The organism is Kiloniella sp., assembly GCF_048259265.1.
Taxonomy (GTDB): Bacteria; Pseudomonadota; Alphaproteobacteria; order Kiloniellales; family Kiloniellaceae; genus Kiloniella.
Genome location: NZ_JBLXHT010000007.1, coordinates 118416 through 133127, shown reverse-complemented (window position 1 = coordinate 133127; position 14712 = coordinate 118416). Strand labels below are relative to the sequence as shown.

At 44.4% G+C, this 14712-nt stretch carries 14 protein-coding genes and 1 pseudogene; 11 read left to right on the top strand and 4 right to left on the bottom strand.

Annotated features, from left to right (window positions below; genetic code table 11):
* Nucleotides 1-870 precede the first annotated feature (870 nt).
* Both ACN0QW_RS12695 and ACN0QW_RS12690 read right to left on the bottom strand, forming a co-directional pair.
* Nucleotides 871-1551, bottom strand: a complete 681-nt coding sequence (locus ACN0QW_RS12695) for a DsbA family oxidoreductase (RefSeq protein WP_417431998.1) — start codon at nt 1549-1551, stop codon at nt 871-873.
* 113 nt (nt 1552-1664) lie between these two features.
* Nucleotides 1665-1970, bottom strand: coding sequence for a carboxymuconolactone decarboxylase family protein (locus tag ACN0QW_RS12690; RefSeq protein WP_417431997.1), 306 nt, complete (start codon nt 1968-1970; stop codon nt 1665-1667).
* A 270-nt stretch (nt 1971-2240) separates the two neighbouring features.
* On the opposite strand from ACN0QW_RS12690, the gene ACN0QW_RS12685 reads away from it, so the two are divergent.
* A complete protein-coding gene (locus ACN0QW_RS12685) occupies nt 2241-2792 on the top strand; it encodes a TetR/AcrR family transcriptional regulator (protein ID WP_417431996.1) in 552 nt (183 codons plus the stop codon).
* 286 nt (nt 2793-3078) lie between these two features.
* Here ACN0QW_RS12685 and ACN0QW_RS12680 read toward each other — a convergent pair.
* Nucleotides 3079-3442: pseudogene (locus ACN0QW_RS12680) on the bottom strand (transposase); the annotation flags it as partial.
* A gap of 169 nt (nt 3443-3611) precedes the next feature.
* On the opposite strand from ACN0QW_RS12680, the gene ACN0QW_RS12675 reads away from it, so the two are divergent.
* The gene (locus ACN0QW_RS12675; RefSeq protein ID WP_417431995.1) at nt 3612-4193 is read left to right on the top strand and encodes a hypothetical protein; all 582 of its coding nucleotides are present in this window, start codon (nt 3612-3614) and stop codon (nt 4191-4193) included.
* Nucleotides 4194-4207: 14 nt separating this feature from the next.
* Nucleotides 4208-4909: a hypothetical protein gene (locus tag ACN0QW_RS12670; protein ID WP_417431994.1), complete on the top strand. Its 702-nt coding sequence runs from the start codon at nt 4208-4210 to the stop codon at nt 4907-4909.
* Between the two features lie 102 nt (nt 4910-5011).
* Here the strand turns inward: ACN0QW_RS12670 and ACN0QW_RS12665 are convergent, their stop codons facing one another.
* On the bottom strand, nt 5012-5341 hold the full coding sequence (locus ACN0QW_RS12665) for a helix-turn-helix domain-containing protein (RefSeq protein ID WP_417431993.1): 330 nt from the start codon (nt 5339-5341) through the stop codon (nt 5012-5014).
* A 264-nt stretch (nt 5342-5605) separates the two neighbouring features.
* Here ACN0QW_RS12665 and ACN0QW_RS12660 point away from each other — a divergent pair, with 264 nt between their 5' ends.
* From ACN0QW_RS12660 to ACN0QW_RS12625, 8 genes are all read left to right on the top strand, one after another.
* Nucleotides 5606-6259, top strand: a complete 654-nt coding sequence (locus ACN0QW_RS12660) for a helix-turn-helix transcriptional regulator (RefSeq protein WP_417431992.1) — start codon at nt 5606-5608, stop codon at nt 6257-6259.
* On the top strand, nt 6256-7260 hold the full coding sequence (locus ACN0QW_RS12655; protein WP_417431991.1) for a threonine/serine dehydratase: 1005 nt from the start codon (nt 6256-6258) through the stop codon (nt 7258-7260). Before ACN0QW_RS12660 ends, ACN0QW_RS12655 begins: the two co-directional genes overlap by 4 nt.
* A complete protein-coding gene (locus ACN0QW_RS12650; protein ID WP_417431990.1) occupies nt 7253-8377 on the top strand; it encodes an aminotransferase class I/II-fold pyridoxal phosphate-dependent enzyme in 1125 nt (374 codons plus the stop codon). Before ACN0QW_RS12655 ends, ACN0QW_RS12650 begins: the two co-directional genes overlap by 8 nt.
* Nucleotides 8374-9348 carry a hypothetical protein gene (locus tag ACN0QW_RS12645; RefSeq protein WP_417431989.1) on the top strand — a complete coding sequence of 325 codons (975 nt, stop codon included), beginning with the start codon at nt 8374-8376 and terminating at the stop codon, nt 9346-9348. Before ACN0QW_RS12650 ends, ACN0QW_RS12645 begins: the two co-directional genes overlap by 4 nt.
* A 175-nt stretch (nt 9349-9523) precedes the next feature.
* Nucleotides 9524-11044 (top strand): ABC-F family ATP-binding cassette domain-containing protein, encoded by a 1521-nt coding sequence (locus ACN0QW_RS12640; RefSeq protein WP_417431988.1) that lies wholly within the window; start codon nt 9524-9526, stop codon nt 11042-11044.
* Between the two features lie 533 nt (nt 11045-11577).
* Nucleotides 11578-12240: a GntR family transcriptional regulator gene (locus ACN0QW_RS12635; protein ID WP_417431987.1), complete on the top strand. Its 663-nt coding sequence runs from the start codon at nt 11578-11580 to the stop codon at nt 12238-12240.
* A gap of 18 nt (nt 12241-12258) precedes the next feature.
* Nucleotides 12259-13176, top strand: a complete 918-nt coding sequence (locus ACN0QW_RS12630; protein WP_299380468.1) for a dihydrodipicolinate synthase family protein — start codon at nt 12259-12261, stop codon at nt 13174-13176.
* A gap of 3 nt (nt 13177-13179) precedes the next feature.
* Complete coding sequence (locus ACN0QW_RS12625; RefSeq protein WP_417431986.1) at nt 13180-14685, top strand: aldehyde dehydrogenase; 1506 nt, start codon at nt 13180-13182, stop codon at nt 14683-14685.
* The last annotated feature ends 27 nt before the right edge of the window (nt 14686-14712 follow it).

Below are 14712 nucleotides of genomic sequence, written 5' to 3'. Positions count from 1 at the left end.
AGAAAGCAAAATTTTTTAAAAATAAAGCTCTGGTCAAAGAGATGTTCTTAAAAATAAAATTTGTAATAAATGCATTGGAAAAAGGAAGCCAGAGTGAGCTGGTATTGGAAGTGTTCAAATTCTGATCTTCGTCGTCGGGATATCTGGCTTGATACCTTGTATGATCAGTCATCTTGGTGTCCCCCTAGTGGTTTCGCTAAACACTTAGGTAACGCACTCACGTCAACAACTTTCCAAATACTATAACCTGAAAATACTTCTTTTGAGAAGCAAAATTTCACATAACTGTAATAGTGGTTGTGTGGAGGGGGTTTTTAAGGGGCTATATTTGGGGTTTCTCCGTCTGGGATATAGCTTTGGAAGCGTTGTGGGTTTTTGTTGGAATTAGATTAAACAGTCAAAATTTAAATGTGGAAATTTTTTAGTTTACACACTTACTATCATAGATAGTACCATAAATGACAGCCAGTTATTTAGTTAATATTCGCAATGGTCTAGCTATATTCTTGCGATTTGATCAGATAAATTAAGATTTGTATCCTGGTATTGTATTCAGCGACTGTAAGGTGAGAATAGTTTTGCCGACCTCTACATCCTCTTTTCGGGTTAAAGAGCCTAACCAAAGTTGATCTTGCGGGGCATTAGACAGTAAGTTTTGTCTCCGATCATATCAGTACGCCCTGAAACCAGAACCAGAGTAGGAATATCAATATTGTTTATTTGATCCAAAAGCCCAGCTTCTCTTCGTCTTTTTGGTACTTTTTAGTAACGAGTGTAAAGTGCACTGGCATGAAGACGCGCCTATGAGCTGAATAAAGACGCGCCTATGAGCTGAAATTTTTGATCTTTTTTCTCCTATCATGCATAAGCTTAACAAGAGCAATTACTTCCCTCGATGCTTTCGGAGGACTTCAAATTTTCATTGTAACTTTGTGTCAATGCCGTTAGAAATACCTCAACAGGCTGAGCCCCTGATATGGAATACTTATTATCGAGCACAAAAAATGGAACACTTGATACGGCCATATTTCTTGCTTCCATAAAATCTTGCTTAACTTCATAGTCAACCTTATTTGAAACAAGTGCTTCGCGTGTGACTGTTTTGTCAATTTCAAGCTGCTCGGCCAAAGATATTAAAAGCTCGGGATCCGCAATATTCATCCCATTTTCAAACAAAGCTTGAAACAGCAACTCTTCCATTTCACTGTTTTTGCCGTATTTCTTAGCAAGGTGCAGTAGTTTATGGGCTAGGAATGTATTAGCGACATATGTTTTATCAAAGTTAAAATTCACCCCTGAACTTTCTCCCATGTCTGTCAACTGCTGAAGAAATTGACCTTTCTTCGAGACAGAAAACCCTTTCCTTTCCATTAAATACTGCCCAAAATTTGTGCTTCCAGAAGTCTCTTGCAGTTCTGGATCCAACTGATAGCTTTTCCATTCAACCTCGATTTCTTTAGCAAAGGATAACTGCTGCATCGCTTTTTCAAAGTTTTTCTTCGCTATATAACAAAATGGACACATAGTATCTGACCATATTTTTACTTTCATTATCTCACCTATTATTTTCTTTTTAAACGAGCATTACGTCTCTTCATTTATAAAAATTTTGATAGATTTTTATATGGTTTGATGCCATGTGACACCTTGTGGGATAATTACTCTCATTCATTAAAAAGGTGTGTGCCGTGAGTTACAGCTGCACCTGCCCTTAAAGCCGCAGCAACATGAACAGTTTCTGCTATTTCCTTTTCATTTGCGCCCGCCTCATAAGCCGCTTTTTTGTGCAACTCAAGACAGTAAGCACATTGTGTTGTCAGAGCGACAGCAATCGCAATCAATTCCTTATACTTTTGAGGCACGGCACCATCAGCCATAACCGCTTCATTATACGTCCAAAATGCAGAAGTTGCCTTTTCTGCGCCCTTACTTAACTTTGGAAGTTTTTTTAGATTATCCATTGTATGCATCACTTATCCTTTCAAGATGAGCTTATTCAAATTAATAACGACCCACCATTACGATACGGTCTAGTTTACTATTATCGATATTGCCTAGCATCAGCTTGAACCCCGTAAATAGTAGTGCTCGCTAATTATTAACAACAATTTCTCGTTCATTTTTTTTAAAGAAACAGTATTTCTATCTAACGATAGATAGGCAATTGAGGTTGTATACAAGCTTGCATATTTCATTGTCAATAGCTATCTATCGTTAGATAGAAAAGGTGAGCTAAAAATATGCAACGAAAAGAAATGGAAATTTTAAACGCCGCTGCGGTAATGGTTCGTGAAGGAGGTTACAACGCCTTTAGTTTTAGAGGTATAGCTAAAGAGGTTGGGATCAAAAGCTCTTCTGTACATTATCATTTTCCAACAAAAGAACTTTTGGGAGTCGCTGTTGTGGCTTATTACACAGAAAGTTTTTTTGAAGCTCTCGGCGAACCTGAGGACTTAATTGCAGCGCAAAAAGACCCTATAGAAATATACATAGACGTTTTTAAAGCTGCTTTAATAAGAGATAAACGAATGTGTTTATGTGGCATACTTGCTGCTGAAGTTGACAGTCTTCCCTCATCAGTAGCGGAAGAAACAAGAATATTCTTTAAGCGTAATATTGACTGGCTATTTCGGTCTTATAACCTTAAAGGTTTTAACAGTACTGCTAAAATTAAAGCTCTCCAAACTTTAGCAACATTAGAAGGTGCCATGATTACTAGCAATATTTTGGATGATCCGGATACTTTTAGTTCTATTGCCAATCTTATCTTGTCAGATTATTCCAAAGCCTGACAAGCTACATATCTCTTGATCAGGCAGAGTATGTCACCTTCTTGTAACTCTGATTTTTGGTCTTTTGTGACCTGTTCCCCCAATATGTACTCATTTATAAGTTAATGGGGTTTATATTTGGGGCCTTTGAGTATTGTAATCCATTCCCTGCATTTCTACCAATTCCCCAGCATGACGATAGCTCGTAAACAGATCTTATCTCGGTTCCGTTTCTCTGATCACCATGCAAGGGTAAACATGGGACTCTGCAATCGACCAAAATGTCTGATACGAAGTCCAGAATTCAACGCTGGTTGCACCCTTGCAGGATCTTTATTAGGGCTCTCGTTCCCAGGTCTCAAGGCTCGCTTCCTGCCACCACGCTTGCGTACGGTCAACTTCTCCTCCTTGTATAAACGATAAATCTTATTCCAATTCAGTACCCAACCTTCTCGTTTAAGCAGAAGGTGGAGACGACGGTACCCAAATCGCCTGCGCTCTGATGACAGCTCTGCTAGTCGCTTACGCAGCTGTGTGTCATCTGAACGCCAGTTGTAAAATGTGGCATTGCTTATACAGTCCTGTCTGCAAAGATCTCGGGCTGACATATCTGCCTAGTAAGATTTCAAAATACCGATAATCTGTTCTTTGCTGAAACGTGATTTTTTCATGTACCGTCTCCCTTGGTGGAAAAGGACTAACTTAAAAGCGAGGAATTTTCAGGGGAGAATAATCTTGCTTTGTGAAGTTTGAATATCTGATTAAACATCTTTAGCGAGAGAAAAATAATTTCAGCATTTATTCTAGCGAGTGTTTGTTCACTTTAAACGTTAGGATAAAATGATGACCAAGTCTGTTATTGATGTCGCTATTGTTAAAGGTCTTGATGAATTGGAACTGGCCTATGCCATCAGGCGGAAAGTTTTTATGGATGAAGGTGGTGAACCCGAAGAAGAGCAGTTTGATGGCAATGATCTTTGTTCTGTTCATCTGATTGCCAAATGGAACGGGGCTGTTTGTGGGACAATGCGCATTCGCATTATTTCTATGGATGAAGGAGGAACAGCAATTTGGGAGCGATTGGCTGTTGAGCAAAATGCACGAGAGAAAAATCCCTGGATTTTTCGTTCTTTGCTCTTAAATGCTAAACGATATACGGAACTACTGGGCCTGAAAACGGTTATTGGTATTGTTGAAAATCCCAAGTTGATGCGGTTCTGGAAACTTTATGGTTTTAAGCCGACAGGGGAAAAGCCGTTGAATTATCGCGGTCATGAATATGTTCCGATTAAATTGTCTTTGGCGGGCAGGAAAAACGAAGATACCATGGACCAAGAAGTTACGTTGCGACAGGCTGTTCGTGCTTTTCCCGATGTTTTTGCCCAGGCACAAGAATGTCAGGCACAACGATATCAGGCATAAGGATAAGCGTAAGTGTGAAAGAGTTGAAATTTGCCCAAGATATTCTCCAGGCGGAAACGCCTGGAGAGACCAAAGACCTGATTATTGGTCTAGGGTTCAATGGTCTGTTCTTTCAACGTTGGTACCCGGATACGATGGATAACTGGGAAGGTCATCTCGCCGAGGGGTTTCAAGAACACTATTACGCTGCACAAATTTACCGTTTTTGTCCGGTCGCCAAGGCTATTCACCAGTGGTGCAGAAGTTATACCTTTGCCGAGGCACGGGATACTATTTCTATAGACCCGGAACAGGCTGTGATTGCCGAAAACTTATGGTCGTTTTTTGGAATGGACGATGGTGTTGTTATTTTTTCCGGCCGTTATAACTTAAAATCAGCCTTGATCCTGACAACAGAGGGGCCGGTTGAAAGCTTGTACCGCAAGTATGCCGGGCTATTGGCTTTGGCGGCGGAGAAGCTGGATCAACAGCTTTACCCCGGACATGCTTCGTTGCGACAACTAAGCCGAGACAATATTACCCTGTCGCCAATACAGCAAAAAATTCTGAAGTTACAGATTAATCATCCGGAATTATCCAACGCCGCCATGGCTGAAACACTGGGCATTTCGGTGAATACTTTATTTGCGCACCACAAGAAAATTGCAAAAAAAGAAGGCGTGACAACTTTTACAGGTGCCATTGTTAAACAGCTTGAGAAAAAAGTGGCTGAATAGATCCGCATAATTTTGATTAGTTTAAATTTGACCAGAATAATTTGGGCGCCAATCAGCAAGGTCGTTTGAACGCTGGTTCTAGCTGATGTGACGCTTTGGAACTTAGACTGCCTTGCTTTGTTGGCCTTCAATAAAATTCTCTAGATGATTTATGGCTTCCAAGGCTTTGGATAAATAGCTTTTTTTACAAGCCGGAGCACGTTTTTTCGTGTTGACGATGCTGGACACGCTGACCCCGAGTACATTGGCTATATCTTGTAATAGGGGAGGGAGAACTTCGACTTGTCCTGTTTCACATTGATGAATATAGGATGATTTGACACCGATTTTGTGTGCAAGATCATCTTCGGACATATTTTTCAATAGTCGGGTATAGCGAATGTTGACACCAATAGTAGTATTGCGTGTGGGAATATCGTTAATATTTGGCACGTAAAAATTCCATCAGCCATCAGCCAATCGGGATGATCAGCAGTAAAAAATAATGATGAAGCCGAAGGTTGAACCAACGGATTGTTATTATGAGGCAATCACATAACAATATATGCATTAGTATATTTATTATTTTGAAGTTACACAACTTAAAAGTTTAACGTCGGGCCTCGTTCTCGGAATGATTTTTTATTGACCGGGAATTAAATTGAACAGAAAATTATTTCTGGACTCATATTCTAAGTATAGACTATATGTCTATTTATGGAAAATTTTAATAATTATAAATCGATGGCAGATGGGGTTGCGGCATTAATGCATCCCCATGCTGAAGTCGTGATACACGACCTGAAAACACAAGAGATTGTTTACCTGGCGAATAACTATTCCAACCGTGAAATTGGGTCACCGTCCCATATGGACGAGGTGGAATTTACCGGAGGCGATCGTGTGCTCGGGCCATACCGCAAGGTGAATTGGGACGGTAAAATCCTTAAGTCCATCAGTGTCGTCATGAGAAATAGTAACGATCAGGCCGAAGCTATGATCTGTATAAACCTGGACATGTCTGAAATGAACCGGATGCATCAAGTTCTTGGCATGATGCTGGGGGCGCCGGAAGAAGGCCTAAAAGAAGGTAAGCCCGAAGAGAATAATGGAAAACAAAGTGAAAAGGTTGACGCGCTGTTCCGTGATGATTGGCATGAGCGGATCAATATCTCTATTCAGGATTGGCTAAAGGAAAACGGGCTTAGTCTGCAAGCTCTTGGCCGAAGTCAAAAGCGTGATTTGGTTATTGCGTTAGAGACCAAAGGGGCTTTTCAGGGGCAGGGATCAGCCAACTATGTTGCACGCTGCTTAGGACTTGGACGTGCCACCGTTTACAAATATCTAAAAGAACAAAGGGGATCGGCATGATCATACATGATCGCAATCTGGTCGAGGAAATTATGGCTGCCAATCAGCGTATTAAGGCTGTGGATGGCGGTGTACGCGAAACGCCACTGGACGAAGCGCCATCCTTTAGTGAGCGAACGGGTGCAACCTTTTTGCTTAAGGGTGAGCATTTGCAACGTACAGGGTCCTTCAAAATGCGCGGGGCGATGAACAAGGTTCTGACCTTGTCAGAAGAACAACGGGCAAAGGGTATAACCACAGCATCAACAGGAAACCATGGAATGGCAACGGCACAGGCCGCCAGTGTTGGGAATGTCGAAGCCACAATCTATTTACCAAATTCAGTTTCCCCCCTGAAGCATGGAAATATCACCAGAATGGGGGCGAAGACCGTTTTGGTCGAAGGCACCTGTGTGGATAGCGAGCGTACGGCAAGAGCGGCAGCAACGAAACAGGGTATCACTTATGTTTCAGCCTATGCTGATCTGGATGTTATTGCCGGACAAGGAACAATCGGTTTAGAGCTGGCTATACAATGTCCTGACCTTGCCGCCGTTTACATCTGTGTCGGCGGTGGAGGGCTTATTTCCGGCGTGGGAAGCTATCTCAAATCACGGTTGCCCGATGTGGATGTTATTGGGTGCTGGGCCGAAAACGCGGCGTCTATGCATCACTGTCTGGAAAAGGGCGAGATTTATGACGCGTGGGAAGCCGACACGCTTGCCGATGGATCCGCAGGTGGTGTTGAAGAAGGCACTATTACCTTTCCTATCTGTCAGAAAGTTATTGATCGTCATGTGTTGGTGAGTGAGGACGACATCGCACAGGCTATGCGTGATGTCGCTGCGAATGAACGCTTTATTGTTGAGGGTTCTGCCGGGGTTGCCGTTGCTGCGGCCCTTAAAACCGGAAGTGATTATCAAGGCAAGAAGATCGCGGTTGTGATCTGTGGACGTAACATCGGCTACGAAACATTTTGTGATGTGATTAACCCATTAGAGGGAGAGAAAAGAAATGCGTAATTTTTCACTGGAAACTTTCTTTTCTGACTGGGAGTTCAAAGCCAGATACCATATGACGGCGTCTGATATTCAAAGCATGACCATTAATGAACTTTTGGTAATGGCAAACGAAGAAGACCGCGAAAAGTTTTATGATCTCTCGTTAAGTTATACGGAAACCTTTGGGCATCCCCTGTTACGGCAAGAAATTGCCAACACCTATGACGGGTTAGCGTCGGAAGATATCTTGTGTTTTGCCGGTGCAGAGGAAGGCGTTTATGTGGCCATGCGGGTTCTGTTGGAGCCCGGGGATCATGCGATTGTTGTGGTGCCTAATTATCAGGCGGCAGAAACACTGCCTCTTGATATCTGTGATGTAACGGGTGTTCCGCTCGATCCGGATGATAACTGGTCGCTGGATATGGACGCTGTGCAAGATGCAATTCGGCCCAATACTAAACTGATTTCTATTAACTTTCCCAACAATCCGACAGGGGCGATTTTAAAACGCAGTTCTTTTGATCGTTTGATAGAGCTTTGCCGTGCTCACGGAATTTATCTGTTCAGTGATGAAGTCTATCGGGGGATTGAACGGGACGAGAGCTTGCGATTGCCACAGGCAGCAGATGCCTATGAAAAGGCTCTGTCGTTAAATGTGATGTCAAAAGCCTATGGGTTGCCAGGATTACGTATCGGCTGGATTGCCTGTCAGGACCGGGATCTTCTCAAACGTTTGGAATGTTACAAACACTATCTGTCTATATGTAATTCCGGGCCGAGCGAGTGGTTGTCGATTATTGCTCTGCGCGCGCGGGAACAGATCTTGGCGACCAATCGCAAGTTGGTCAAAGAAAACGCAGGCAAGTTAACAGCATTTTTTGATGAATTTCCTGACCTGTTTGATTGGCAAGTGCCAGATGGAGGCTGTGTTGGCTTTCCAGCATACAAAGGTAAGGGAACAACGGATGAGTTTTGTGAAGACTTGATCAATAAATCTGGTGTGTTGTTGTTACCGCCGCGGATTTATAAATCTGATCTGCTCCCCGTGACCTGGAACCGTTTTCGGATTGGCTTTGGGCGCAAAAATATCGATGAAGGTCTCGCTGCTTTCCGCGCTTATCTCAAGAGTAACACATGAACACATTGCCGATCATAACGCTGGATGAAATTCAGGCGTGTCTGAGCGAGGATGATATCCTCTCGGCTGTGAAAACGGCCCTGATTTCACATGGGCGAGGGGGTGTGAACTCGCCGCCGCCGGGTATTCTAGAGCTAGATAATCCGGCAGTTGGAGAGTGTCACATTAAATACGGCCACCAAAAAGGGGCGGATACATTTGTTGTGAAAATCGCAAGTGGTTTTCGAAATAATGGTAACCTTGGTCTGTCCCCCAACAGTGGCATGATGCTGGTCCTCAGTGCACAAACGGGGGCACCTGTCTGTGTTTTGGATGATCAGGGGTGGCTCACGGATATTCGCACCGCTGCGGCGGGGGCTTTGGCGGCACAAGCTGGCGCCCCGGATAAGGTGAGCGCAGTCGGGATTATTGGTACAGGGGAACAAGCACGGCTACAGGCACATTGGACTTGTCGCCTTTTAGGATTAAAGTCAATCGTGGTTTATGGGCGCAATCCCGAACAGGCGACAAAGTATGTCACTGACATGACAGCGCAGGGATATGACGTAAGTTCTGCATCAGAAGTCAAAGAACTACTCGGTCAATGTAATCTTGTCATTACGACAACTCCATCGCCAACAGCATTGGTGCTGAAAGGTGATGTGCAACCGGGCACGCATATCGTTGCTATGGGGGCGGATAATCCGGGAAAACAGGAACTGGATGCGGTATTGTTCGAACAAGCTGCGGCTATAATGGTCGATGACCTTGCGCAATGTGTCCATCACGGTGATCTGGGCCATGCAGTTCGTGGTGGTTTAATCTCGCAAGATCGCGCTGTTTCACTGGGGCTGGTTCTGGCGGGTGAACAGCCGGGACGCTTAAATGCTGATGATATTACCATCGCCGACCTTACCGGCATTGCCGCAGAAGACATCGCGGTGGCATCACTGGTTTGGGAACGACTGAAAATCAAACAGGGCACGGCTTAGACTGTAGAGGATATAAAAGACTTGAAACCTTGAAGGGAAGGTTGCATTCTCGTTAGATAATTCTACCTCTCCCAGTCTTTTATAGGCTATCTCACGGGCAAAGGGTTCCCTGATAAAGGGTTTAGGGTAAAGGTAGTGCTACAAATTTGATTCTGTTGCGCTTCTCGAGACCGTTATGACACTTTTAAATGCCAAAGATCTGGGCATTACCCTTGGTATGCCGCTTTTCACAAACCTGAATTTTTCCATCAACAAGGGTGATCATATTGGCTTGGTTGCTGCCAATGGACGTGGAAAATCCACGCTGTTGAGCTGCCTTGCGGGCGGATTAGAGCCGACCGAGGGGGATATCACCCGCGCACGGGGGCTAAAGGTCGGGTACGTGGAACAAAATGTTCCCGAAGAACTCATGACACAAACCCTGTATGATGCGGTGCTTTCGGTATTGCCGACAGAACAGGCAGAATATGAAAGCTGGCGTGTGGATGTTGTGCTGGATGATCTGGCGGTTCCTATCGAATTGCACAGTCGTCTGGTTGGCGAACTGTCTGGTGGCTGGCAACGTGTGATGCTGCTTGCCCGCGTATGGGTGGGGGAACCTGATCTGTTGTTAATGGATGAACCAACCAACCATCTTGACCTTTCACGTATCGGTTTTCTTCAGAACTGGCTAGGCACTGTGGCGCGGGATACACCTGTGCTGATTGCCAGTCATGACCGTGCTTTTCTGGATGCGGTAACCAACCGAACGCTTTTCCTGCGAGAAGATCAATCACAAAGCTTTGCGCTTTCCTATAGTCAGGCTCGATCAGCGTTGGATGAAAGTGATGCGGCGAAAGAACGTCAGTTCGAAAATGATAGCCGCAAGGCACAACAGCTAAGGCGTCAGGCTGCGAAGCTCAAGAATATCGGGGTAAATTCGGGTAGTGATCTGCTGATCACCAAGACTAAACAGCTCAAAGAACGTGCGGACAAGATCGAACAGCAATCTCAAGCGGCTTATAAAGATAAATCTGCCGGGGCGATCAAGCTTGTCAATTCTGATACCCACGCCAAGGCTTTGATCACATTGGAAGAGGGGGAAGTCACAGCCCCTGATGGCAAGGTTTTGTTCAAGAACCCGCCACTTTGGATCAAGCGCGGGGACCGTATTGTTTTACTTGGTCGAAACGGAACCGGGAAAACCCAATTGATCCGCATGGTACAACAGGCCGTTCTGGGGGAACATCCGACGATCAAATCCACACCAACCGTGGTCATGGGCTATTCCGATCAGGCATTGTCCCAACTGGATGACAAAGCAACACCGCAAGAGGTTATTACAGAACGTTTCGATGTGGGGGACCAGCGTGCGATTGCTTTACTGGCGGGGGCTGGCATTAATCTGGATATGCAGAGCAAGCCCATCGGGGCGTTATCCGGTGGACAAAAATCACGCTTGGCGATGCTGGATCTAAGACTTCGTAATCCGAATTTTTATCTGTTGGATGAACCAACAAACCATCTGGATATCGAAGGACAGGAAGCATTGGAAGAAGAGCTCCAAGCCCATAACGCCAGCTGCCTTCTTGTCAGTCATGACCGAGCCTTTGTGCGCAACACGGGCACCAGATACTGGCTTATCTATAATAAACAGCTTACGGAAATTGATGATCCGGAAGATTTCTTCGCGGCTTCGCTGGGGGAGCAGTTATAGAGTAAGAAATAGAGTTTATTGGGATTGGCGAGTGTTCACAAAAAGCCACTCTCTAATCTACTGTTTTGATTTAAAATCATTTTGATGAAGAGATATATTTAGATCTGGAAAAACTCAAAGCGATGTTTAAGGATTGAGACTGCGGATTGATAGGTTGCTTTCTTGACTTCGTCTAATGATTACTGGGTGTTTATATTCCAGAGCGAATGAATATTCTTTTGAAGTTGATTAGTGCTTTAAATTAATAGTGTTCATTTGTTGTGAATTTTAATTGTGAGCTCGTCAGTCACAGTCTAGTTGACGATTGAGCGCAATATGTTCTCGATCTCTCGAGAAGCAAAAAATAATATGATATTTAAATATTAAATTTATCAGCTACTTATCTGACTCATTTGATGTGAAAATTATAATTGTATACAAATTGTATTTTTAATGTATAAAGGTGGTTGAATTAATAGCTGACACGAAAGAACAGGTGTATTGCGAAATGAGTGTACCAGATGAAAGATGATGCCAAAAACCGGAAACGAACGATGTCAAACGTTCTCAAGCGAGAAATATTGACCCTCGTGAGAAAGCCGGGATCTGATTTGGATGAGGTACAGCTTTCTGAGGAATTCTCGCTTTCAAGAACACCGCTTCGTGAAGTTTTCCGTGAACTCGCTGGCGAAGGTTTTGTGGAGTTACGCGAAAATCGTGGAACAAAAATATCTGATATGAGTCATATGACATTGCGGGATTTTTTTCTTGCCGCACCGATGATTTATAGTGCTGTGATGCGCTTGGCAGCCCGTAATGCCTTAGCAGATCAAATTGAAAAATTAAAAGGGGCACAGGAACAGTTCCGAGAGGCCTTGCGCAGCGGATCAAGTGCTGACAGGGCTTTGTCTAATAACCGCTTTCACGAGATTACCGGTGAAATGGCTGATAACATATACCTCAAGCCGAGCTTTAATCGTTTGTTGATTGACCATGCCCGCATTGGGATGACCTTTTATCGACCGCAAGATCATAAAATGGTTGAGAACCTGACGGCGGCTAGTGATCAGCACGACGCTATTATTTCCGCGATTGAAAACAGAGACGAAGCCTCTGCAGCTGAGCTGGCGACTGATCACTGGAACCTTTCTCGCCATCAAATAGAACTTTTTGTGATGCCTGGTCAGTTAGATATACCACTTGGCACATTTTCTTAAAATACATGTGAGGATGCAATGACCCCGATTATGCAGTTTGAGGGTATATACACACCACTCGTAACGCCTCTCTATCCGGACGGACGTGTGAATTATGATGCCATGTCTGAGGTTATCGAAAACTTGATTGCGAAGGGTGTGCATGGGCTTATCTCAGGTGGATCAACCGGTGAGAACTATGCGCAAGATGTCAATGAACGACTTGAAATTGCACGCTTTACCAAAAAGCAAATAAAGGGGCGCTTACCTTTAATTGTGGGAACGGGTGCCATGATGACACCAGACTCTATTGCTCTTGCATCAGGGGCTAAAGAAATGGGGGCTGATGCTATTTTAGTTGCGACGCCGCCCTATTCCGTTCCTACAGAGCGTGAGAATGCACTCAATGTTCTTGCGATAGATAAGGTCGCTGACCTGCCGATCATGCTCTATAATTATCCGGGACGAATGGGTGTCCATATGGGGGAAGAGTTCCTTGACCGTGTTGGACGATCTCGGAATGTTTGCGCGATCAAAGAAAGTTCTGGTGATATTAACCGTGTACACCTGCTGGCGCGTGACTATCCGCATATACAAATGGCGTGCGGTATGGATGATCAGGCACTGGAATTTTTCGCTTGGGGATCAAGAAGCTGGGTTTGTGCGGGGTCAAATTTCCTACCGGATGAACATATTGCACTGTATCAGGCCTGCGCTGTGGAAGGGAATTTTGATAAAGGGCGGCGCATTATGTCCGCCATGATGCCGCTGATGCGGGTTCTGGAGCAGGGCGGTAAATTTATTCAATGTGTAAAGCACGGCGTAACCCTTGACGGGATTGATTCTGGGCCGATGCGTCCCCCCCTTAAGGGATTGAACAAGGATGATAAGCGCACCTTGGAAAAGGTTATTCAGGTGCTGAAAATAACTATCGCAAAAATTCAGGCAGAGGACTAATCCATGAACCTGTTAACGACAGAAGAGTATAAATCAATCGCTTCAAACCTGACTTTGCCGTGTAATGCTTATATCGATGGTGGATTTAGGCCGGCTATTTCTGGAAATAGATTTCAGACAATAAACCCGGCGACGGGCGAGTTTTTAGGTGAAGTTTCTGCTTGTGATAAAGAGGATGTTGATTTTGCTGTCTCGAAAGCACGTGAAGCATTTGACGACGGCAGATGGTCTCGAATGTCACCATCGGATCGCAAGGAAATCCTGATCCGTTTGTCCATCCTCTTATCCAGAAATGCGCGTGAACTCGCTGTGATGGAAAGTCTGGATAGTGGGAAAAGTATCTATGACTGTGAAACAGTTGATATTCCGGAAACCGTGCAGTGTATTAAATGGCACGCTGAAGCAATCGATAAGATATATGATCAGGTGGCCCCTGCATCAGATGATCATCTTGCCATGGTGGTTCGTGAACCTATCGGGGTTGTTGGTTTGGTGTTGCCATGGAATTTTCCGCTTCTGATGCTCGCCTGGAAAATTGGCCCTGCGTTAGCTGCGGGTTGTTCTGTTGTTGTTAAGCCTGCCGAAGAAACAACACTGACAGCACTTTATCTTGCTGAATTGGCAACATCTGCCGGTTTACCAAAGGGGGTGTTGAACATTGTTCCCGGTAGTGGTCTGGAGGTTGGTGAGCCGTTAGGGCGACATATGGATGTTGATATGATCTCGTTCACTGGATCAACACAGACAGGTAAACGTTTTCTGACTTATTCTGCTGAATCAAATGTGAAAGAAGTCGTTCTGGAAATGGGGGGGAAGAACCCTTGTATTGTGATGGATGATGCAGAAAATCTGGATAGGATCGCAGAGCATGTCGTTAACGGTGCTTTTTGTAATATGGGTGAAAATTGTTCGGCTATATCACGGTTGATTGTTCACCGTGATGTAAAAGAAGAATTGCTTTCCCGGGTCGCAATTCATGCACGTCATTGGAATGTAGGCGATCCTCTTGACCCTGAAACTCGTATAGGGTCTTTGATCTCAAAGGCACATTTTAATAAGGTGTGTGGATATCTTGAAAAGGCTCAATCAGAAGCTATTTATCTTGGCGGGAAAAGTCATGAGGGTATGTTTGTTGAGCCAACAGTTATTAATCTTAAAGATCACGATGATGTACTGGCACGGGAGGAAATTTTTGGCCCTGTTTTATCGGTAATAAGCGTTTCAAGCTTTGATGAGGCTATAAAGCTTGCCAATGATACGGATTATGGTCTTGCGGCATCAATCTTTACGGCAAATGCCAAGCGTGCCCTTCGCGGAGCAAGTGCCATTCGGGCAGGGACCGTAACAGTTAACTGTTATGGTGAGGGAGATATCGCAACGCCCTTTGGCGGTTACAAACAATCAGGATTTGGTGGCAGAGACAATTCGCTTCATGCACATGATCAATATACGCAGCTTAAAACCATTTGGCTTGACTTGGCTGATGATAATGATGACGTGGTGGATTAGCTAAGAACATGACGTGCGAGTAAGATA